General features: G+C 40.3%; 20 protein-coding genes. 12 read left to right on the forward strand and 8 right to left on the reverse strand.

Annotated elements, in window-relative coordinates; all coding sequences use genetic code 11:
• Positions 1-75: 75 nt before the first annotated feature.
• The 4 genes from FLJC2902T_RS01660 to FLJC2902T_RS01675 all read right to left on the reverse strand — a co-directional run bounded on the left by FLJC2902T_RS01660 (position 76) and on the right by FLJC2902T_RS01675 (position 4328).
• Positions 76-2268 (reverse strand): M12 family metallo-peptidase, encoded by a 2193-nt coding sequence (locus FLJC2902T_RS01660; RefSeq protein ID WP_023578047.1) that lies wholly within the window; start codon positions 2266-2268, stop codon positions 76-78.
• A gap of 67 nt (positions 2269-2335) precedes the next feature.
• Positions 2336-2995: a hypothetical protein gene (locus FLJC2902T_RS01665; RefSeq protein WP_023578048.1), complete on the reverse strand. Its 660-nt coding sequence runs from the start codon at positions 2993-2995 to the stop codon at positions 2336-2338.
• A gap of 74 nt (positions 2996-3069) precedes the next feature.
• On the reverse strand, positions 3070-3429 hold the full coding sequence (locus FLJC2902T_RS01670; protein WP_035676656.1) for a YraN family protein: 360 nt from the start codon (positions 3427-3429) through the stop codon (positions 3070-3072).
• The gene (locus FLJC2902T_RS01675) at positions 3429-4328 is read right to left on the reverse strand and encodes a S66 peptidase family protein (RefSeq protein WP_023578050.1); all 900 of its coding nucleotides are present in this window, start codon (positions 4326-4328) and stop codon (positions 3429-3431) included. Before FLJC2902T_RS01675 ends, FLJC2902T_RS01670 begins: the two co-directional genes overlap by 1 nt.
• 165 nt (positions 4329-4493) lie before the next feature.
• On the opposite strand from FLJC2902T_RS01675, the gene FLJC2902T_RS01680 reads away from it, so the two are divergent.
• From FLJC2902T_RS01680 to FLJC2902T_RS01705, 6 genes are all read left to right on the forward strand, one after another.
• Positions 4494-5414 carry a glycosyltransferase family 2 protein gene (locus FLJC2902T_RS01680; protein ID WP_023578051.1) on the forward strand — a complete coding sequence of 307 codons (921 nt, stop codon included), beginning with the start codon at positions 4494-4496 and terminating at the stop codon, positions 5412-5414.
• Positions 5411-6670, forward strand: coding sequence for a hypothetical protein (locus FLJC2902T_RS01685; protein WP_035676657.1), 1260 nt, complete (start codon positions 5411-5413; stop codon positions 6668-6670). Before FLJC2902T_RS01680 ends, FLJC2902T_RS01685 begins: the two co-directional genes overlap by 4 nt.
• 111 nt (positions 6671-6781) lie before the next feature.
• Positions 6782-8839, forward strand: coding sequence for a methionine--tRNA ligase (metG, locus tag FLJC2902T_RS01690; RefSeq protein ID WP_023578052.1), 2058 nt, complete (start codon positions 6782-6784; stop codon positions 8837-8839).
• Between the two features lie 59 nt (positions 8840-8898).
• A complete protein-coding gene (locus tag FLJC2902T_RS01695; RefSeq protein WP_023578053.1) occupies positions 8899-9588 on the forward strand; it encodes an HAD family hydrolase in 690 nt (229 codons plus the stop codon).
• Positions 9585-10214 carry a chloramphenicol acetyltransferase gene (locus FLJC2902T_RS01700; protein ID WP_035676658.1) on the forward strand — a complete coding sequence of 210 codons (630 nt, stop codon included), beginning with the start codon at positions 9585-9587 and terminating at the stop codon, positions 10212-10214. Before FLJC2902T_RS01695 ends, FLJC2902T_RS01700 begins: the two co-directional genes overlap by 4 nt.
• Positions 10215-11117, forward strand: coding sequence for a histone deacetylase family protein (locus tag FLJC2902T_RS01705; RefSeq protein WP_023578055.1), 903 nt, complete (start codon positions 10215-10217; stop codon positions 11115-11117). It begins immediately after the preceding gene.
• A gap of 39 nt (positions 11118-11156) precedes the next feature.
• Here the strand turns inward: FLJC2902T_RS01705 and FLJC2902T_RS01710 are convergent, their stop codons facing one another.
• Together FLJC2902T_RS01710 and FLJC2902T_RS01715 are read right to left on the reverse strand one after the other, a co-directional pair.
• Complete coding sequence (locus FLJC2902T_RS01710; protein WP_023578056.1) at positions 11157-11594, reverse strand: HRDC domain-containing protein; 438 nt, start codon at positions 11592-11594, stop codon at positions 11157-11159.
• Between the two features lie 3 nt (positions 11595-11597).
• Complete coding sequence (locus FLJC2902T_RS01715) at positions 11598-11924, reverse strand: single-stranded DNA-binding protein (RefSeq protein ID WP_023578057.1); 327 nt, start codon at positions 11922-11924, stop codon at positions 11598-11600.
• Between the two features lie 227 nt (positions 11925-12151).
• On the opposite strand from FLJC2902T_RS01715, the gene FLJC2902T_RS01720 reads away from it, so the two are divergent.
• The 6 genes from FLJC2902T_RS01720 to FLJC2902T_RS01745 all read left to right on the forward strand — a co-directional run bounded on the left by FLJC2902T_RS01720 (position 12152) and on the right by FLJC2902T_RS01745 (position 17503).
• Positions 12152-12706 carry a YfiT family bacillithiol transferase gene (locus tag FLJC2902T_RS01720; protein ID WP_023578058.1) on the forward strand — a complete coding sequence of 185 codons (555 nt, stop codon included), beginning with the start codon at positions 12152-12154 and terminating at the stop codon, positions 12704-12706.
• Positions 12707-12709: 3 nt separating this feature from the next.
• A complete protein-coding gene (locus FLJC2902T_RS01725; RefSeq protein ID WP_035676659.1) occupies positions 12710-13057 on the forward strand; it encodes a hypothetical protein in 348 nt (115 codons plus the stop codon).
• 14 nt (positions 13058-13071) lie between these two features.
• A complete protein-coding gene (locus FLJC2902T_RS01730; RefSeq protein WP_035676662.1) occupies positions 13072-13683 on the forward strand; it encodes an NUMOD4 domain-containing protein in 612 nt (203 codons plus the stop codon).
• The gene (locus FLJC2902T_RS01735; RefSeq protein ID WP_023578060.1) at positions 13670-14491 is read left to right on the forward strand and encodes an SDR family oxidoreductase; all 822 of its coding nucleotides are present in this window, start codon (positions 13670-13672) and stop codon (positions 14489-14491) included. Before FLJC2902T_RS01730 ends, FLJC2902T_RS01735 begins: the two co-directional genes overlap by 14 nt.
• Positions 14492-14555: 64 nt before the next feature.
• A complete protein-coding gene (locus FLJC2902T_RS01740; protein WP_081712521.1) occupies positions 14556-15416 on the forward strand; it encodes a DMT family transporter in 861 nt (286 codons plus the stop codon).
• Positions 15417-15559: 143 nt separating this feature from the next.
• Positions 15560-17503 carry a S9 family peptidase gene (locus tag FLJC2902T_RS01745; RefSeq protein ID WP_023578062.1) on the forward strand — a complete coding sequence of 648 codons (1944 nt, stop codon included), beginning with the start codon at positions 15560-15562 and terminating at the stop codon, positions 17501-17503.
• Positions 17504-17563: 60 nt separating this feature from the next.
• On the opposite strand, the gene FLJC2902T_RS16185 is transcribed toward FLJC2902T_RS01745, so the two are convergent.
• Both FLJC2902T_RS16185 and FLJC2902T_RS16190 read right to left on the reverse strand, forming a co-directional pair.
• Positions 17564-19621, reverse strand: a complete 2058-nt coding sequence (locus tag FLJC2902T_RS16185; RefSeq protein WP_023578063.1) for a M13 family metallopeptidase — start codon at positions 19619-19621, stop codon at positions 17564-17566.
• A gap of 6 nt (positions 19622-19627) precedes the next feature.
• Positions 19628-23011 (reverse strand): T9SS type A sorting domain-containing protein, encoded by a 3384-nt coding sequence (locus FLJC2902T_RS16190; RefSeq protein WP_023578064.1) that lies wholly within the window; start codon positions 23009-23011, stop codon positions 19628-19630.
• Positions 23012-23014 lie beyond the last annotated feature (3 nt).

Consider the following 23014-nt stretch of genomic DNA (forward strand, 5'->3'; position numbering starts at 1 on the left):
AACAAATATATTGAATTAAAAATAAAACCCGCTACTTTTTTAAGATAACGGGCCATATTTCATGCAAAGAATGTTTTACAACTTCACTATTTTAAAGTTAATCAACTGATTATCAATTTTCATTTTAAAGAAATAAGTACCTGCAGCAAAACCTGAAATATCTACCTGGGCAGTAAGGTTATTAATCGCTCCGGAGAACAGCAATCTTCCCTCAACGTTATAAACCGACACATCAGAAATGATGTCCTTGGAATTGATGGTCACTAATCCGTTCGTAGGATTTGGATAGTAGGTATAATCAATATAACTGTCTTCAGCAATTCCCAATGTTGCAATACATGATGTTGTGGCAGCCCAACCTCTGTCTGTCACACCACCATCGGATACAAAGCGAATTGTTAAAGCTCCGTCGGATGCTGTAGACTCTATAGGACCAGGCAAAGCCGTTCCCGTGTAACCGTTAGGAGCAAATAAAGGTGATGTGGTACCGGATCCGTTATAAACATATAAATAGTCATAATCCTGCTCCAAAGAGAATGCTGTGAAATTCAATTGTATCTTATTGTTGGCCAGATTAGGTATTATCGTTCTGACAAAATTTTGGTTATCGGTGTAATTCCCCGTCAATCCTCCCGTATCTGTCAAGGTAATTCCGTTGCAATAATTGGCAGATGTCAGAAAAACATACTCTCTGGTTGAAGCCGTCAAACTACCACAACTTGGTTTAACCCTGAATTTATAATAGGTATTGGGCGACAATCCAGTTGCCGTAAAATTGGGCGAGGTCACCGTATTCCAAATCGGCGAATTACCTGAGAAAGGCATTACCGCCACTTGCCAAGTATCTTCAGTGGTGATGTCAGCCCAGGTTATAACTGCACTAGAAGCTCCGACATTATATTGCGCATCTATGGAACCGACTCCATTAACACAAACGGCAATACAGTCTGAGCTTAAACAGCCCCTTGAATTGATAAAATTTAAAATAGCGGCACTGGGTTGTGAACCAAATCCATTGGCAAAACTGATTCCGACCCCGCCTACAAGATGGCAATAACTCATGATTGTTCCCTTAACCGAACTGCTCGGAATGATTGGAGGAGTTGTCATGCACGAATATCCTTCAGCAGACGCACCAATTGCATACGGCGCACAATTGTCTATGGCAGTATTGTTGCCGTTCCAGACACAAGCGTGAGTGTGGCGTGAACCCAGATTATGTCCGAATTCATGCGTAACCACCTGAATTGTCCAGGAATATGTTGGAACAGTCGAATAGCTCATACTAACATCCGAATACACATAATTGTTTGCTGTGCACAGACTCCCTATTCCCATGGATACTCCGCCAAGACCTCCGGGATCTATACCCACCAACTGGCCTACATCTCCATCAAAAACAGGCCGAACATCCTTAAACTTATACAGATAGTCCCTTGAACTTGTCCCTGTTCCCTCATATGGATCCTGAGAAGTCCATATGTAAACCGATTTTAGCGCAACGGTAATTCCGTCATTACTGTACAGCGTCTGCATATTATTAAAAACAGAAGTCATCCAGTTAGTAGTGGTAGTGGTACTGCTGCCGTTTGAAACAAATAAATTATTATCCATTTCGAAATACATGGCAACACATTTGGCACTTGAAGGCGATTTCAATTCGTTTGATATATTTTCCGTGTCTGATGCCAGTTCATCTGAAGTATGACAATCGTTGGTATTTGCCACTTTCATTTTCTGATCTTCGTAAATGATGTACTCACTTTCGTTTCCGGGTTCATCAATCTTTGCCACAACCAGATTGCTCAGTCGGGAACTGGAAACTACACCATTAAATTCACCGTTAAAGAAATTAAATGAAGCTAAGGAAGTAGGATCATCTTTAACAATCCCTCTATAATAAACCCCTTTAGTGTAGTTTATGTTTTTCTGCTTATCCGTATCTACGTGAAAACCTTCGGAGAACAGATCAACCCGGTAAAGTTGCAAAAGCAGGATCTCGCCGTGGTAGGACACCCCTAATTCGATGGTTTGATAGGATTTTTGAACTACATCGCTAACCACCGGCATTTTTATTGATGCCAATTGGGCATCCGATACCGTTTTCTCAATCTGAACGTTTGGGTTCCGTTCAATAGCGGTTAAAGGAAAAACGGGAACGAATTCGGTTTTTGACGAATTCAGTTCCCGTAATTTTTGGGCTACCTTGTTTTGCGAAAATGTAATAAAACAGCAAAACAAAGAAAAAATTGTAATTAGTTTTCTCATTTTTAGTAAGTTAGTTTTGGTTTGCCAAAAATAGCCAAAAAAAACAAAAATCCTAATTAATATATTATTACACCTTTTTCAGGTCTTTAATCACCTTAAATGCACTGTCAATATGCTCTTCACTCACTACTATGGTAATCTCAAAATTGGTAGAAATAACTTCCGTAATATTGATTCCGTCCCATGCTAAACGCTGAAAAACAAAATAAAACAACCCCGGAGTACCAATATTATCTTTAGGTAACTTAACCGTAATCGATGCTAATTTATCCGTTTTCATCAACCATTTCTCATCATCAAAATGCTTCTCAAGAATATCGCTGATGGATTCGCTCACAATAAGATTGGTTTCATTAACACCGCGGGAAGAGGTGTAAAAAATATCCTTAAGGGAACTGATTTCCGTTAAAAAATCGGCTTGTCTGTTTAAAACCCTTGGGTTAATAGGGAAGTTATAATTAATTAATGAGGAACGCACGGTAATCTCACCCATTCCCTTCAGAGTTTTCTCAATCTTATGGTTAATTCGGAAATCCAGCTCCTCGGATAAACGTTTTAAAGCCATGACAATTGCACCCTGTTTCACTTCCTTTTCCATTTCATGCTCCAAATCGTGCTGAATGATTCTGGCCAATGATGTCAGATTCACTATTCCAAGTGTTAATCCGTTAAGCAGGAACGGTTTGGATTTAATGTAATTCTCAACAACAGAAGAAATCGTTTTCATAAATTAAAATGTTTTTTTTTAAAAAATCACGACAAATCTACAATAAAAAACAATATGTTATATATATAACAGTGTTAAAAATAATAGAAGGCATCTTTAAGATGCTCAATCTTACAAAAGGTTGCGTCTTTTGAAACAGCAATTATATCAAAACGCACTGTAAATTCCTGCTCTTTCCGACTTACGTATTCATCTACAGCCTTCACCAGTAATTTAATTTTTTTTGGATTTACAAAGTCCTGAGGGTTTCCAAAATCCAAATTGGTTCGCGTTTTTACTTCAATTATTGCCAAAATGTTATTTTTCTGTGCAATGATATCCACTTCTGCTTTTTGAAAAAACCAATTCCGTTCCAGAATTTCATAACCTTCCTTCTGCAAATATTCAGCTGCCAGATCCTCACCAAGCTTCCCTAATTCGTTATGTTCAGCCATTAATATCTGAATTCTAAAATAATTTCATCCGGATTCACCTCAAACTCCACTTCTTTTCCTAAAATGAGCGTCCTGTTATCTTTCTGGTGTCCTGCAGGGAAATAAAAACAGACCGGGAACTTATATTTTTTGGCAATTTCCATGATAATCCCCACTTCATTCTGTCCGAACGGAATTTCATTATCATGCATATCGGTCATACTCCCGACGATAAGCCCTTTCAGATTATCGAAATAGCCGTTGCGCTTCAGGTTCTGCATCATCCGGTCGATATGATACAGGTATTCATCCAAATCTTCAATGAAGAGAATTTTTCCATCGGTATTCAGAGACGACTTCGAACCCAACAAACTGTATAGAATAGAAAGATTTCCTCCAACGAGCTGTCCTTTGGCTTTGCCTTGGATTTCATAACCTTTCGACGGAACCACATATTTCAGTCTTTCACCAAAAAGAGCCTTGCGCAAGGTTTCCTTCACTTCCTCCGGCGCTTTAGGAACCGTAAACGGCATGATGGAATGTATCGTGGCAATTCCTAATCTATTCAGATGGCTGTGCAATACCGTCACATCGCTGAAACCCATTATCCATTTCGGATGCTTCTTGAATTTGGTAAAATCAAGCGTGTCGATAATACGTACCGTACCATAACCGCCACGCGCGCACCAAATCGCTTTGATATTATCGTCGTCCAACATTTCCTGAAGATCAGCGGTTCTTTCCTGATCGGTTCCTCCTAACTGACAGCTGTCCAAGCCGATGGTTTTGCCCAGTTTCACTTCCAGCCCCCAGGACTTCAGTAAATCAATGGCCGGTTGCGCCTCTTCAGGGAAAAATTTTCGTGCTGTACAAACTATGGCAACGGTATCGCCTTTTTTAAGATACGGTGGGATTTTCATTTTCTTTTGTGAATATGAATTTAAGCTTAAAAACATTAGTATTACTAAGTATCGAATCATTCAAAATAGTAAAATTACTTACGAAAATAAGCAAATGTAGCTTGGCTACAAATAGAATACAGATAATTTAAATTTTTATTATTTAAATTTGAAAAAATATATACTGTGGAAATAGCAATTTTAATACCTTGTTTAAATGAAGAATTAACCATTGAAAGAGTTGTCAATGGTTTTAAAAAAGAATTGCCAAACAGCACTGTTTACGTTTACGACAACAATTCCAATGACGATACTTTCAAAATTGCTTCAGAAGCTAATGCAGTTGTAAAAAAGGAATTTAAAAAAGGCAAAGCCAACGTTATTTTAAGAATGTTCAACGAAATTGAAGCAGACATTTACGTCATGATTGACGGTGATGATACTTATCCGATTGAAGCCATTCACAGTATGATCGCATTACTAAAAGAACAAAATGCAGATATGATTATTGGCGACCGTATAAGTAATGGTGCCTATAAAAATCAAAACAAGAGGAAGTTTCACAATTTTGGAAATTCTCTAATCAAAACATTAATAAATAGTTTTTTCAAAACAAATATTTCTGATGTTTTAAGTGGATATCGAGTATTTAGCAGAAGATTTGTAAAGAATTATGCATCTTCAATAAAAGGCTTTGAATTAGAAACCGACCTTACACTTTTTTGTTTGAATTATGATCTGAAAATTGATCAATTCCCCATAAATTATAAAGATAGACCACCTAATAGTAAATCAAAATTAAACACATTTAATGATGGCTTTAAGGTAATTACCCTTTTTTTAAATCTGTATCGTTTATACAAACCTCTCCAATTTTTTAGTACAATTTCACTTTGTTTTGCAATTTTTGGTTTAGGATTAGGATATTTTCCAATTAGAGAATACATAGTAAAACCAGATCATTACATAACAAAAGTTCCAACAGCAATTTTAGCAGTATCTTTAATTATTATGGCACTTTTATTATTTTGTTGCGGCTTGATTTTAGATAACCTTTCTAAATACGATAAACGAAATTTCAAACAAATTCTTCTAAATTCTAAATGATTTTATTAAAAAACTACTGGCCCTATTTGTTTACGGTCATCATTCTATTCTGTTTTTTTAAAAACAATACAAAAGATGGTATTCCTTATGATTATGTTTCAGAATCTCTTGTTGTAGGCAGAATGATGGAGAGCGAAAGAACAGGTTTGCTTTCATATTCCGGTTTGCCCGGAATGATGACAGACCTTTCAAATGACGAAGGTTTTAAACTAAACTCACTTAAACAATACTATTTATTAGAAAACACAGATAAAAGAAAAAACTTTAAAGATTTTCAAACTTACAACTCACAAACTGGCGGACAAGGACTGCTTTATTCAACATTCAATAAAATTTCACCATTCAATCTAATAACGAATATCGAAATTTTAAAAAATTTTACCTTGCTTATTAATGCAATTATGTTCAGTATTTTTATAGGCTGGTGTAAAAGAAATTTTGGGATAATTCCAGCCATCACTGTCCTTCTGTTTATAGCTGTTTCAAGCTGGATTTGGTTATTTGCCGATAGCTTATGGTGGTGCCTCTGGTCTTTTTACCTACCCTTTATAACCATGCTGTTAGGTTTAGAACTTTTAAAAGAAAATACAAATAAAATATTACTTATAGTGCTTTTCAGTGGCCTTACAAAATGTTTTTTTACTGGATTTGAATACATCTCCACAACATTATTAGCTGTATTCGCACCTATCGTTTTTTATTACATAAAGGACTCCAGAAAAATAAAAGATTTTCTGCTTTTTAGTACTAAAACAGCATTTATACTATTAGTAAGTGTAGTGCTTGAGATGCTAGTATTAATTTTTCAATTAAAAAACTTAAAAGGCAGTTACACAGAAGGCATTCGTCATATTGTTGATTCTTATAATATAAGAACAGCTGCTGTTATAATTGAAGGAAAAACTGCTGCTATTTCAAATAACATGTATGTTCAAATAATAATTAGATATTTATCCGGAGATGTCTTTTCTTGGCTAAAACCCAATATCCCTTTTATATTACTCATATTTTTGATTTTTATTTCCAGTCTTATTTTAATAAAAATGGATTATAAGAAATACAAACCAATAGTTTTTTCAACATGGTTCTCTATAATCGCACCTTTATCTTGGTTTGTATTATTCATTCAGCACTCTAACATCCATTCTCATCTAAATTTTATTGTTTGGTACATCCCATTTTTACCTTTAGGTATTTTATGTTTCGGTATTTTGATAAATGTTTTTATTGAAAGATTTACTAAAAGTGTTTTATAGATTGGAATTAAGATAAATTTGTTCACTATTTTTGCATCAAATTTCCAAACAATTAAACTTCGTCCAGATTTAAAACTCATTGCTTTAGTCTTAATGAGCAACTAATAAATTATGATACAAGATCCGAAAAGATATACGATTACTGCTGCTTTACCTTACACTAACGGCCCTATTCACATTGGTCACCTAGCCGGTGTTTATGTGCCTTCCGATATTTATGCCCGTTTCCTTCGTTTACAGGGAAAAGACGTGGCGTTCATCTGCGGAAGCGACGAACACGGTGTGGCCATTTCCATGAAAGCCAAAAAAGAAGGCATTACACCACAGCAGGTAATCGATAAATATGACGGCATCATTCGTAAATCGTTTTTGGATTTCGGAATTTCTTTTGATAATTATTCAAGAACATCTTCCGAAATTCATCATAAAACTGCTTCTGAATTTTTCAGAAAATTATACGACGAAGGCAAATTCATAGAAGAAACCACCGATCAGCTATACGACGAAAAAGCAGATCAGTTTTTAGCCGATCGTTTCGTAATGGGAACTTGTCCGAAATGCGGTAATGAAGAAGCCTATGGCGATCAGTGCGAAAAATGCGGATCATCTTTAAATGCAACCGACTTAATCAACCCAAAATCGACCATCACCGGAACAAAACCGGTTTTAAAATCGACAAAACACTGGTTCTTACCTTTAGACCAATACGATACTTTCTTACGCGAATGGATTCTGGAAGGTCATAAAAACGACTGGAAACCAAACGTGTACGGTCAGGTAAAATCCTGGTTGGAAGACGGTTTGCGTCCGCGTGCGGTAACCCGTGATCTGGATTGGGGAATCGATGTTCCCGTGGAAGGTGCCGAAGGTAAAAAACTGTATGTTTGGTTTGATGCGCCTATCGGATACATCTCCTCCACCAAAGAATGGGCGGCCAGAGAAGGAAAAGATTGGGAACCGTATTGGAAATCGGCTGATACGAAACTGGTGCATTTCATTGGAAAAGATAATATCGTATTCCATTGTGTGATTTTCCCTGCGATGTTAAAAGCGGAAGGAAGTTATATTTTACCAGATAATGTTCCGGCCAACGAGTTTTTGAATCTGGAAGGCAACAAATTATCCACTTCCAAAAACTGGGCGGTTTGGTTGCACGAGTATTTAATCGATTTCCCTGAAAAACAGGACGTGTTGCGTTATGCGCTAACTGCCAACGCACCGGAAACCAAAGACAACGATTTTACCTGGAAGGATTTTCAGGCGAGAAATAACAACGAATTGGTGGCTATCTTCGGAAACTTCATCAACCGTGTGGTAGTGCTTACCAATAAATATTACGAAGGCGTTATTCCGCAGCCGAACGAATTATCGGAAGTAGATGAAGCTACTTTAACGGAACTTAAGGCGTATCCTGCGGTAATTGCTTCTTCCGTGGAAAGATACCGTTTCAGAGAAGCCTTAGGAGAACTGATGAACGTGGCACGTTTGGGTAATAAATATTTAGCCGACGAAGAGCCTTGGAAAATCATCAAAGAAAATCCGGAACGCGTCCAGACACAAATGTATGTGGCATTACAAATCGCTTCGGCATTGAGTGTTTTGGCAGAACCGTTTCTACCTTTTACGGCTGCGAAACTGAAAAATATTCTGAAATTGAACAGTTTCGACTGGAACAAGATTACGACGTCATCGGATTTAATTCCGGCAGGACATAAAATTGGTGAAGCCGAATTGTTATTCGCAAAAATAGAAGACGACGAAATTCAAAAACAAATTGACAAATTGGAAGCAACCAAAGTAGCCAACAAAGCTGAAAACGCTAAAGCGGAACCGCAGAAAGAAATCATCACGTTTGAAGATTTCGCTAAAGTGGATTTACGTATCGGAACCATTATCGAAGCCGAAAAAATGCCGAAAGCCAACAAGCTATTGGTATTAAAAGTAGATACAGGAATCGACGTGCGCACAATTGTTTCGGGAATTGCAGAGCATTTCACTCCGGAAGAAGTTATCGGAAAACGCGTTACGGTTTTAGTGAACCTGGCACCAAGAGCCTTACGAGGAGTAGAAAGTGAAGGCATGTTGTTGTTATCCAACACCGCAGAAGGCAAACTGGTTTTTGTGAATCCGGATGCGGAAGGTGTTATTAACGGCGCGATGATCAGTTAAAAACAAATAATACAACCCTTTCAATTTAAACTTTGAAAGGGTTTTTTAATATTAAACCTATGAACCTAAAAATAATCGCCTTCGACGCCGACGACACCTTATTCATCAACGAACCCTATTTCGAGGAAACCGAAAAGAAATTCTGTGGCATGATGAGTGATTACCACTCCTATCAGACGCTGTCGCAGGAATTACTCAAAACACAGGTGGACAATTTGCCTTTGTACGGTTACGGCATTAAAGGCTATATCCTTTCCATGATAGAAACTGCCATAAAAGTTTCCGACGGAACAATTGGTTCAAAAGGGATTCATCGAATTACAGAATTAGGCAAGGAGCTAATTCAAAGACCGATAGAATTATTGGACGGTGTGGAAGAAACACTGGAAGCTCTTCACTCCAACTACAAATTAGTGGTAGCGACCAAAGGCGACCTGAAAGACCAGCAACGTAAACTGCACGATTCAGGTTTGGGACACTATTTCCACCATATTGAAGTGATGGCCGACAAACAGGAACTCAATTATGAAAAACTGTTACAGCGTTTGGAAATCCAGCCCGAGGAGTTTTTCATGATTGGGAATTCCTTAAAATCAGATGTACTGCCCGTTTTGAACATTGGCGGTTATGCGGTTCACGTTCCTTTTCATACCACCTGGGCACATGAGAAAATCGACCATGAAATTATGCATCCGAAATTCAAAGCGGTTTCAAAAATCACCGAAGTCTTACCATTGTTATTAAAATGAAACATAAACTAGATCTTTCAAACTGGAACCGTAAAACCCACTTTGAATTTTTCAGTAAATTCGACGAGCCCTTTTTTGGTATTACCGTAAACATCGATTGTACCAAAGCCTACGAAAGGGCAAAACAAAACAAAATATCATTTTTCATTTATTACCTTCATAAAACATTGCTGGCCATAAATGCAATTGAAAACTTCCGTTACCGCATTGTCGATAACGAAGTGATCGTTTTCGACACCATCAATGCTTCCACGACCATATTGCGCGACGATACTACGTTTGGGTTTTCCCTGATAGACCATTTTGAGGATTTGCACCTTTTCAACGAAAAAGCACTACTTGAAATAGAAAGAGTACGCAATACTGACGGACTATTAACACGCGATTTCAGCGGTCAATACAATCTGATCCATTTCTCATCACTGCCATGGGTGAATTTCACCTCCATTTCCCATTCGAGAAATTTTTCATATCCCGACAGTTGTCCGAAGATCTCTTTCGGGAAAATGACCGAGGAAAACGGTAAAAAAACCATGCCAGTGTCGGTACACGTACATCACGCCTTAATGGATGGCTATCATGTAGGCCTTTTTGTGGAAGAACTGCAAAAACAAATGAATTCCTAAATGTTTCCAATTGCCTTTCATCCGATTTACAAGCACCCGCTACCGGAAGGGCATCGCTTTCCTATGATTAAGTATGAGTTGTTACCACAACAACTTTTACATGAAGGAACGGTTACACCCACTGCCTTTTTCGAACCCGGTTTACCCGACATGCAACACATACTTGCAGTTCATGAACGCAACTATGTCGACAATCTGATCAACCTGACATTAGACCCGCGTGCTGTTCGGAAAATCGGATTTCCTTTGTCTTCCGAATTGGTTGAAAGGGAACTGCGATTGGCACAGGGAACCATACTCGGTGCCGAAAAAGCATTACAAACCGGTATTGGCTTCAACATCGCCGGAGGAACACATCATGCCTATTCCAACCGAGGCGAAGCGTTTTGCTTACTGAATGATCAAGCCATTGGCGCGCAGTATTTACTCGATCAAAAACTGGCCAAAAAAATTTTAATTGTCGATTTGGATGTGCATCAGGGCAATGGAACCGCAGAGATTTTTCAGAACAACGATAAAGTATTTACTTTTTCGATGCACGGAAAATCCAATTACCCCTTTAAGAAAGAAACCTCCGACTTAGACATTGCGCTACATGACCATACCGAGGACGCAAAATATCTGGAAGTGCTGCAAAACACCTTACCCTACCTTATCGAGACCCAAAAACCGGATTTCATTTTCTATCTGAGCGGCGTGGATATTTTAGCCTCCGACAAATTGGGAAAACTGGGCTGTACCCTGGATGGCTGTAAAAAAAGGGATGAAATGGTGTTCTCCCTTTGCCGGAAATACGAAATATCGGTACAGGTGAGCATGGGTGGCGGTTATTCACCGAACATCAAAACCATTATCGAGGCACATGCCAATACCTATAGAGTAGCTACAGCTATTTACTCTTAAAAAACAAACCATCAACATTGGCTGATGGTCTGTTTCAACTTAAAGGGCATTCAGAACTTCGATAATCTCATCCCCAAATTTTTCAATTTTCTTGGCTCCGAAACCTTTTATACTCCCCAATGCCTCCTTATTTTTAGGATGATGGAAAGCAATACTTATCAACTCCGAATTATGGCATACCATAAATTTCGGAATGTTTAACGTTTCCGCCTTATCCGTTCGCCATTGTTTTAAGCATTCCAGCACATAAAGGCTTCCCGGAGTCAAGTCTGCTTCTTCAACCGTGATTGAATTTTCTTTGGCTTGCGGATTGCTTTCATAATGAAGTAAAACCGACCAGTGCGGCTCTTCTGTAGATTCCACAAAATGGGTGTCGGATTTGACAAACTTTATCTGTTGCAGAAAATCGTTCAGTGCCTGCTGATCTGCCGAAAAATGGGAAGAAGCGATTCGAATGGTAAACAACTGAACCTTCATGGATTATTTATTTCCCAAAAGCAATACCTCAGTCGCTACTATCTCAGTAATGTATTTTTTGTTCCCTTCCTTATCATCGTAGCTTCTGTGGGTCAGTTTTCCTTCGATGCCGATTTCCTTTCCTTTAACAACAAACTTCTCAATAATCTCGGCGGTTTTCCCCCAGGCGGTTACACGGTGCCATTCGGTTTGTTCCACTTTGTCTCCTTTGTCGTTGTAGTAGAAATCGTTGGTTGCAATGGTAAAGTTCGCTAGTTTTCGGTCTCCGTTAATGGTTTTCACTTCCGGTTCCTGACCTACGTTTCCGATTAATTGCACTCTGTTTTTCATGGCGTGTAAAATTTAAATGTTAGTGTTAAAATGATTTTGTTCGTGCCGATGGTTATTTGATTTCGACAGGGCAAAGATGTGAAAGTACCAAGATTTTATTCGGTTGTCAATCGTTTACTTTCGTTTGTAAGTGTTTGTTGTCGTTTGTTTTCAGGAATTTTCTTATATTTGGTTAACCTTCTCTTAAAAAAGGCAACCATAAATTATTAATCAAAATCATAAACGCCATGAACAACAACACCGACATCGAAAAACTCAAATTTCCGATAGGCCGTTTTACATGCCCTGAGGAAATAACCCCGGAACATCTGAAAATCTGGAAAATAACGATTAGGGAATTTCCACAGGAATTGAAAAAAACAGTCGAAAACCTTTCTATTACGGAACTGAATTGGAAATACCGCCCGGATGGCTGGTGCATCAAACAGGTGGTGCATCATTTGGCCGACAGTCACATGAACGCCCTCATCCGTGTAAAACTCGCCCTTACCGAAGACGCACCGGTGATCCGCCCGTATGAAGAAGCGCTATGGGCCGAACTGAAGGATAGTCTGCGGGACGATATTCAGCCTTCACTGAAAATTATTGAAGGCGTACACGAACGTTGGTCGCAGTTGCTGGATAATTTTTCCGAACACGATTGGAACCGCATGTACTATCATCCGCAGCACCAACGCCTGGCTTCTGTCAAAGAAGCATTGGGCATTTACGATTGGCATTCCAAACATCATTTGGCGCACATCAATCAGGCTTTTTCTTACAAAGGTGAATTCAATTTTTAACGTATGAAGTATTGTTTAGAATGCGGCGATTCCTTTTCTGGTCGGGAAGACAAGAAATTTTGCGGAGATGGGTGTAGAAATTCTTACAATAATAAAATAAATAAGGATAATACGAATTTGATGCGTAACATTAATAACAAGTTACGAAAAAATTACCGAATTTTGTCAGAACTCAATCCCGAAGAAAAATCAAAAACCACGCGATCCAAATTGGTTGCGAAAAATTTTGATTTCGATTTTTTCACGTCCGTTTACCAGACAAAAAGCGGAAACACTTATTATTTCCTGTACGACCAAGGTTATAGGGCGATTGAAAATGACGGGTTTATATTGGTGAAAAAAGACAATTAAACAAGTTTGTAATTATGACACGATTTTACCGCGATGAAGTATTTAAAGAGATTCCGTTGGAGCACAAGCATGTGTTCAGGTATGCCCTTTCGAACTACGGACGTTTGATGAGTTTTACAGATGAAATGAAAAACGGCAAAGTCCTGAAAGGATCCTTAACCGATGGCTATCACACCTTGCGCGTTACCCACAGAGATGAGAACAATAAAAAACATCAAAAAACAATATTGCTTTACAAATGGGTCGCCGAACTTTTCATCCCGAAAACTGCTGATGACCAGCTGTATGTGATTCATATCGACCGTAAGAAGGACAACGACCATGTAAGCAACCTGAAGTGGGTAAACTACGAAGGAAAGATGGCGCATTACAAAAGCAGTCCGAAAGTTATAGCAGCCAAAAAGAAACTCCTTGAACACAATATCAAAGCCGATGGTCCGAAACTGACGGAAACCACGGTAATGCGGCTTAAAAAAATCCTGCTTGATCCCAACCGAAAAACCCGCATGAAAATCCTCGCTAAACAATTCGGCGTGAGCGAAATGCAGTTGTACCGCATCAAATCGGGTGAAAACTGGGGACATGTCAAAGTTAAGGGGCACAAACCGAAAGATGAAACAAAATAAACCACAGATAGCAGTATTGGGCTGCGGATGGTTAGGTTTTCCTTTAGCCAAAAAATTAGTCATGGAAGGGTTTCCCGTAAAAGGATCGACCACTTCCGAAGCAAAAATGACGCTGTTGAAAGAAAACGGCATCCATCCGTCTCAGGTGGTCTTAACCGAAGAAGCCGTTCTGGGAGGCGTTACCGATTTTCTGAAAGATGTTGAAATCCTGATTATCGACATCCCGCCCGGTCTGCGAAACGTTACTTCTACGACAAAATCATTTGTTTCCAAAATTGAAAAACTACTGCCATATATTGAACAATCATCGGTAGAAAAACTGCTTTTCGTGAGTTCTACCTCCGTTTATTCCGATGCTAATATAACCGTAACCGAAGAAGCTCTTCCGGATCCCGATACCGAAAGCGGAAGGCAATTGATTGAAGTTGAAAAATTGCTGCTGAACAATCCGAATTTCAAAACGACCGTTATCCGTTTTGGCGGACTCATCGGTGCCGACCGCCATCCTATAAAAATGCTGGCCGGAAGGGAAAACCTGGAAAATCCGGACGCGGTTATCAATCTGATCCATCAGGAAGACTGCATCGGCATCATTCTGAGAATCATCGAAAAAGAAGCATGGAACGAAACCTTTAACGCGGTGACTCCTTACCATCCGACACGAAAGGAGTATTATGTCAAAAAAGCTGCGGAAATGAATTTGGCAATTCCTAAATTTGCATCGGATAAACCCTCTATCGGAAAACGCATCTCAAGTGCAAAAATCGAACAGGTTTTAGCCTATACATTCAGAAAAAACAACCTTTAACGTGCCCAAAATTTCAAAGCTACACCTATCGGCCAAAAATAGATTACAATCGATCGGGTTGCCGATGCTGGCGTTGATATGGGTCAGCTTTTTTTGGGGAACCACCTGGCTGGCGTCTAAAGAAGGAGTCAGACACATGCCTGCGTTGCAGCTAGCGGCCATCCGACAGTTTTTGGGTGCGGCAATTTACATCGCGTTTTTCCTGTTTAAAAAAACACCCTGGCCGAAAGGCAAACAATGGAATACGATTGTGATCCTGAGTATTCTTAACTTCGTTTTAAGCAACGGACTGAGTACCTGGGGCGTGAAATACATTTCCAGCGGTCTGGGTGCTATCATCGGCACCATTTTTCCGTTATGGATTGTTGTAATAAGCTGGTTTAAAGGCGAGAAGCCTTCCAAATGGGCGGTGGTTGGCTTGTTGGTTTCCTTCTGTGGAGTCTGTTTGATTTTTTATGATTATTTAGCCGATTTTCTTAAACCCGATTTCCGTTTCGGTATTCTGCTTTCGGTAATTGCTACCTTTACCTGGGCCTTCGGAAGCGTGCATACCAAGAAAAAAGCCGCCAGCTTTAATCCGTATTTCAGTCTGGGACTCCAAATGCTGATTTCAAGTGTTTTATTGTTTGCCTATACCGGAGCGACCGGAACCGCTATCAATATCACACAGATTCCAGCCGAATCCTGGTGGTCGATTGCCTATCTTGTGATTTTTGGTTCCGTATTTACCTTTATCGCCTTCATTTATGCGCTGCAGCATCTTCCCTCGGAAATCAGCAGTATTTATGCGTATATCAACCCCATAGTGGCACTTGTGTTGGGGGCGTTTATTTTTGACGAACCGTTAACAATAATGATTATGATTGGTGGAAGCGTGACGATTTTTGGATTGTATCTGGTAAACCGATCGATACGGAAAGGATAACGTGGTAAATTCAAGATAAATTCCGAATTACATCTGCAAAAAGGATAATTAACGAGTATTTTTAGATATCGCCGATGTTTTAGCATCTGCGGTAATGCATTCCGTAAATTTAGGCCGAAAACAACACTAAACCTTCTGTGATTATGAAAAAAACAAGAATCAGTTTGCTCGCATTGCTCTTCGTACTTTGTGTTCAGGCGCAGGAAAAAAAGAATTTGATTTTACCCAATGAAAATTTAATAACCGAAAACATTGCTGATATCCCAAAAGAGTTGGCAACTCAGGTAAAAAAATATTCTGAAGCCAGAGGTGCCTCACTGGTAAAAATCCATCCCATCAAAAATGAGATCATTATTACAACCCGCTTCGGATCAACTGCTCAGTTGCATAAAGTGAGTCAGCCCATGGGAGCAAGGAAGCAGATCACTTTTTTCGATGAACCCGTTGGTAATGCCAGTTACGAACCGACCAAAGGAGACTACCTGATTTATTCCAAGGACATAGGCGGAAATGAATTCGGACAGCTTTACAAATTGGATCTGAAAACCTTAAAATCCACGTTGCTTACCGATGGCGGCCGTTCCCAAAATGGCAACATAACCTGGAAAAAAGACGGTTCCGGGTTTTATTTTTCGTCCACAAAAAGAAACGGTGGCGACAGGGACATTTACTATATGAATCCCAACGATCCGAAATCAGCCAAATTGGTCCTGGAAGTAAAAGGGGGCGGTTGGGGTATTCACGATATTTCTACAGACGGTAAAAAATTGTTAATTGGCGAACAGGTTTCCGCAAACGAATCGCATATCTGGATGTTAGATACCGAAACCGGAAAACCGACCGAAGTCACCAACAGAGCCGACAAAAGCATCGTGCAAACCGGTGCCAATTTCTCTGACAAGGCTGATGAAATCTGGTATATTACGGATAAAGACAATGAATTTCAGCGCTTGGCAACATTGAATTTGAATACCAAAAAAACAGCCTATCATACGACTTCGATTCCCTGGAATGTGGAAAGTTATTCCCTGTCGGAAGATAAAAAACAGATGGCTTTTACCACCAACGAAGGAGGCGTAACCAAATTATATTTAATGAATCCGGCCACAAAAACCTATAAGGAAGTAAAAAATATTCCGGTAGGATTAATTGGCGGAAAGGCCTACTCCAAAGACGGACAAAATTTCTTCTTCACACAATCAACCGCCGAGTCCTCATCGGATGTATACAAAATCGCCCTAAAAACCAATAAAATAGAGCGTTGGACGGAAAGTGAACTGGGCGAAATGCAGAAGGAAGACATGTCGTCGCCCAAATTGATCGAATGGAAAAGTTTCGATAATTTGAAAATTTCGGGTTTTTACTATCCCGTTTCATCAAAATTTACCGGAAAAAGACCTGTTTTAATCAACATCCACGGAGGCCCTGAAGCACAATCCAAGGCTTCCTTTTTAGGTTCGAATAACTATTACACCAATGAAATGGGGGTTGCCGTAATTTCACCCAATGTTCGCGGATCTTCCGGTTTTGGAAAAACGTTTATCGCAGCGGACAATTGGTATTTAAGAGAGAATTCGGTTAAGGACATCGGTGCACTTTTGGACTGGATTGCGCAGCAACCGGAACTCGACAAAGACCGTATCATGATCATGGGCGGCAGTTACGGCGGCTACATGACCTTGGCAACCGCTTTCCATTATGCGGATAAAATCCGTTGCTCCGTAGATGTCGTAGGGATTTCCAATTTCAATACGTTCTTAAAAAACACCGAAGAATACCGACGTGATTTGCGCAGGGTGGAATACGGTGATGAAAGAGACGAAAAAATGTATGCGTTTCTGGATAAAATTTCACCGTTGAATAATACCGATAAAATCAAAAAACCGATGTTTATCATTCAGGGAACAAATGATCCGCGCGTACCGGTTACCGAAGCAACACAAATGCGAGACAAACTGAAAAAACAGGGAAATACGGTTTGGTATCTGGAAGCGAAAGACGAAGGACACGGTTTTAGGAAAAAAGCAAACGTCGATTATGAGCGTTTGGCCGTGATACGCTTTATGGAAGAATACTTGCTGAAGTAATTCCAATAAAAAATCCCAAGTTTTTAAAGCTTGGGATTTTTTATATCTACTGCGAAAGGATTACCAGATTTTCACACGGTTTTCCGGTTTCACGTATAACTTCTGATCTTCTTTGATATCGAATGCCTGATAGAACGATTCCACATTCTGCAACGGTACGTAAGCACGGAACATTCCAGGTGTATGCGGATCGGTTTTCACCTGATTCTTAATCGCTTCGTCTCTCATTTTAGAACGCCAGATGGTCGCCCAGGAAATAAAGAAACGTTGTTCCGGAGTATAGCCGTCAATTAAGCCAGGGTTTCCATTTTTCTTTAAAGCGATCTGTAAACCGTCATACGCGGCATTTACACCACCTAAGTCACCGATATTTTCACCTAAAGTAAATTTACCGTCTACGAAAGTTCCCGGTAGCGGTTCCAATGCGCTGTACTGAGCAGCTAAAGCACCTCCAAGACCTGTGAATTGCTTTAAATCATCTTCTGTCCACCAGTTCACCAGATTTCCGTCGGCATTGTATCGTGATCCCGAATCATCAAAACCGTGAGAGATTTCATGACCGATAACGGCTCCGATTCCACCGTAGTTTACCGCATCATCCGCTTTGTAATCGTAAAATGGCGGCTGAAGAATAGCGGCAGGAAAAACGATTTCATTGTACGACGGATTGTAATATGCGTTTACCGTTTGCGGAGACATTCCCCATTTGGTTTTGTCTACCGGTTTTTTCAGATCAGCGATATTTTCCGCAAAGCCCCATTTCGACACATTTTTCATGTTTTCATAGTAGCTTCCGCCTTGCTCGGTTCCTTTAATTTCCAGACCGGAATAATCTTTCCATTTGTCAGGATAACCGATTTTTATGTTTGTTTTTCGTAATTTATCGATCGCTCCTTTGCGGGTAGCCGGCGTCATCCAAGGTAAATTGTTGATACGGTTCTCGAAAGCTAAAAATACATTTTCGATCATTCCTTTCGCTTTCGCCTTAGCTTCTGCCGGGAATTTTTGCTCCACATATAATTTTCCTAAAGCTTCACCAACCGTTCCGTTAACAACCTGTAAGGCTCTTTCTTCACGCGGACGTTGTTTTAAAGCCCCGGTTAACGTTTTACTGTAAAACTCCCAGTTGGCCGTTTCGATATCGGTTGTCAACACACCTGTAGATTTGTTGATTAACGTCCAACGCATGTAGGCTTTCCAGTCTTCCACTTTATTAGCTTTGAAAATTTCCTCCAAAGCGGTCATGTATTTAGGCTGCGAAACAACCAATGAGTCAATTTTTCCGATACCTACACCTTGAATATAACCGTTCCAGTTTACCGATGGCGTCAGTTTCTGCAAATCGGCAACGGTCATAGGATTGTACGTTTTTCTGCGGTCTCTGCGTTCTACCCTGTCTAACCTTGGACGTGCCATTTCGGTTTCAAGCGCCAGCACTTTTTCGGCCTGAATCTTAGCATCAGCAGGTTTTACGCCTAAAAACTGAAGCATACGCGTAACGTGAGCTACATACTTTTCACGCTTTTCTTTTGAATCTTTATCATCGGAAACATAATAATCCCTGTCCGGTAAGCCTAAACTTCCCGTGCCAAGATACACCACATTTCGGTTACTGTTTTTGGCATCGGCACCGATTCCGATTCCGTAAAAACCAAGACCTCCTTGTGACTCCATTTCAATCAACAGTTTGTTGACATCGGCTATGGTTTTCACGGCATTGATTTTAGCCAGATACGGTTTCAGAGGCGTGATACCCAGTTTGTTTCTGCTTACGGTATCCATGTAGGTTTTATATACATTCACCGCCTTTGCCTGATCGGATTTTGGATCCAGATTTTTGTTGGCTGCCGCCGCTTTTAAAATAGCCAACGCATCGTTATCCGTATTCTGACGTAATTCGTCAAAACTCCCCCAACGGGTTTTATCGGCCGGGATTTGCGTTTTGTCGAACCAGGTTCCGTTTACATAACGAAAGAAATCGTCTCCCGGTTTTACGGATTTGTCCATTAAGTCCAAATCAATTCCCGGATTTTTAGGTTTTGCAGCCTGAGCCGAAGCTTCCATGCAAAGCAGTGAGAAAACAGCAAGCGAACCCGCCGTAAGCATATTTTTCTTCATAAAGAATTAGTTTTTGATTACTCGTTTAACAACACTCTGGTTTTCTGAAGCTATTTTTACAAAATAAATACCTGAAGCTGCAGAACTCAAGTTTAATGAGTAGTCAGAATTTGAAATTGTTACATTCTCATCTGTTAAAATTATTTTTCCGGACAGATCGTAAACCGTAATTGTTTCCGGAATAAAAGTCCCCAATGCAAGAGTAAACAACCCGTTGGAAGGATTTGGATATACCGATACATTGTTCAGTTCAAAATTTTGATTGGCCAGTGTCCCTTCGATTACAAAGTCATCCACAACCACACCTGCCTGCGTAGACGATTCATCCGAATGGAATACGATTCTGAAAATTACATTGGTTTGTGTGTTTAATGCATTTAAAGGACAGAAATACGACTTAAGGGTTGTATCTGCTCCTGTCCATTGTGCTCCGGGGCAATTATTACAGTCACTTCCGGTTGTGGACGGAGTTCGGCTACTGTTGTACCAGTTGGCGCCCTGAGTCCCCAACACATTCCATGTTTGTCCGAAATCAGTGGAATACTGTACATAAACCACATCCCAGTTCAACTCTATATTGAATTTCATTTTGAAACGAATTACGGGGTTGACAACATTGGACAGATTATAACATTGCGATACCAGATATGACTTTACTAAGTCGGGGTAATTTCCTGATAAGTTTGTGGCATACACTTTATTTGTTCCTGTAGCCATAACACCACCCCCTGTTCTGATTCCTCTTTGCCATTGGGAAACCGCTGCGCCATCGTTATAGGTTAACAACGCTTCTCCGGCAGTTTCAAAAGTATTAACAACTCCGACTGTTCCGCCATCGTTAACGTAGAAAGGAATACTGATTTGGTTATTATCAGAATACGCATCGTTTGTGGTAGTGGTAATAACATTTAAAGTATAGACTCCTTTTGCGACGGTTACTTGCGGTAAATCGATAGTTTGGCTGGCAGAAGGAGCAATGGTACCGTTCCAGACATAATTTTGTGGCGCTCCGTTGTACTGATAATTTACGGTAACCGAAGAAATCGGATTCATACCGTTATTTCTAACGGTAACCTGAGGGATAAAACTTCCGCAATTAACTGCTGTTGTCGGACTGTTCACGGTAACCAGTTTGATGTCGGTCGGAGGAACTTCCGAAGGGATCGGTGATTGCCAGATTCCTCTTCCGTATGTTGCCGCTGTTATTTTCGAATCTTCTAAATTGATTTCCAAATCCGAAACACTGACGTTAGGCAAATTTATATCGAAAGGTTCCCATTGTGTCATCGAATCATCACGGTAATAAACACCCAAACTGGTTCCCAAATACAACGGATTAAGCGAATTTCTGCCCTGATGTTTTATTACTCTTTTAGCGATTGAAGGCAATCCGGTTGAAAAGGAAGTAAATGCAACTCCCCCATTTACCGATTTCAAAGCCTGTCCGCCTGTACCTGATGTAGTGATATACACGATATTACTATCCGTGGAATGTACACAAACCGAAGTGATTGTGGCACTTGCAGTATAGGTATTTGTAAAATTGATACCCTTATCCGTACTCTTATACAAAGCCGATCCGTTAATTACATACATAATATTGTCATTACTCGGGTCGACTGTTATCAGTTCTAAATTTCCGGTCCCAACACTGTTTGTATTTTGCAGCACCCAGGCAGATCCTACCAGCTTATACAATCCGGCAAATCCGGAATATACTTCCCCTAAAGAGTTTGTTACCAGTGGAGTTACCCAGTTACCATCCGCACCTCCCGGAGATCCCACAGAAGATCCTAAAGAACTTCCTGCATTGGTGCTTATGTACATACTGCTTCCGTTTTGGATAAACCCGTAATATTTATCACTGTTGTTCGGATCGATAGCCGTATCCATTCCGTCAGCACCGTAGAAATTTTTCCATTGACTGCTACTGTAGGCATGTCCTCCGTTATCTTGCAGTCCACCCACCATTTTGTCGGCAGATTGTTTGGAAACCGCCACTTTATAAAACTGGCTGATCTGAAGTCCTGCCGTTAAATCGGTAAAACTGGTTCCACCGGTAGAAGACATATAAATACCACCGTCGGTCCCGGCAAATAATTTTCCACCATAAAACCTTAGGAAATGAATATCGGCATGGGTGTATGCTGGGGAAGACGGTGAACTCCAATTGTTCATTTTTGTAACCGCAGCTCCTCCATTTGAGGATTTCCAGATATTAAGACACCCGGTGTAGATTTCATCCGCATTGGTATCTGAGACCGCAAGTGCCAAATCATACCACGATTGGTTCGACTCAAAAACATCGGTTGTTCCGGATGTTACTGTCCAACTCGTTCCGCTGTCAGTTGATCTGTAAATTCCCTGAAATTCGCCGCCGGTTGCAGCACTTAAAATATAAATATAATTGGCATTGGCAGGAGTAACATCTAAAATCAACCGCCCTGAAGTTAACGGCAATCCGTTGGTTATCGCAGTAAAAGTATCTCCCGAATTGGTTGATCTGTAAAATCGATTTCCGTTTACTGCATAAACTGTAGTCGGATCACCAGGCTTCACTCGTATTGATCCCTGTGAAAAATCACCTGTCTGTTCATTGGTCCATGTTGTCCCACCGTTAACCGTTCTGTACAAACCGACACTGGTAGCCACCCATAGCATATTGGGATCGGTGGGGTTCATGATAAGATCGCCGGCTAAGGTCGAGGTATCCGTAAAAGTCAGTCCGGTTGTGTTCCATGTTACGCCACCGTCTGTCGACTTAAGTACTCCGATGGAATAAGTATCTGAAGAGTCTTTGTCACCTGTTGCAATGTAAATCACGTTTGGGTTGGTGTGATCCACTGCAATACCGGATACGCCTATCTGAGGTAATTGATCCGACAAAGGAGCCCATGCCGAACCATTGTTCGTTGATTTCCAAATACCCCCGGCTGGCGTTCCTACATATAAGGTATTGGAATTCGTAGGATCCACATAAACAAAATTTACCCTGCCCTGTCCGGAAGACCACGATCCGGTATTAATATGTGAAAAAGGCCCAACGGGAGTCCAGTTACTTACGGGTAAACTTCTGTTTGTCGAAGCGCTGCTATTCTTCTTCTGGCTTAAGGCCTGCCACATAGCTTCCGGTGTCATCAGGGTGCCATCCGGATTTGTTTGGGCTCTCCAGTGGTTCTCCCAACGCATGAAAGGCTTGTAACCACTTCCTTTTTTCTTTCGGTCGTGATTTTGCCAATACGCATTGAACGAAGAAACAATTTCATCAATGGTCAGTTCATTTTTGTTCGCGGTCGTTGTGGTGCCCTGCATCCAGGGAGCTGACCGGTTGAATTGCGAATATCCCAACAAGGAACACAATACTGTTAATAATAAGTAGGTTTTTTTCATTTT

It is taken from the genome of Flavobacterium limnosediminis JC2902 (genome assembly GCF_000498535.1).
GTDB lineage: Bacteria > Bacteroidota > Bacteroidia > Flavobacteriales > Flavobacteriaceae > Flavobacterium > Flavobacterium limnosediminis.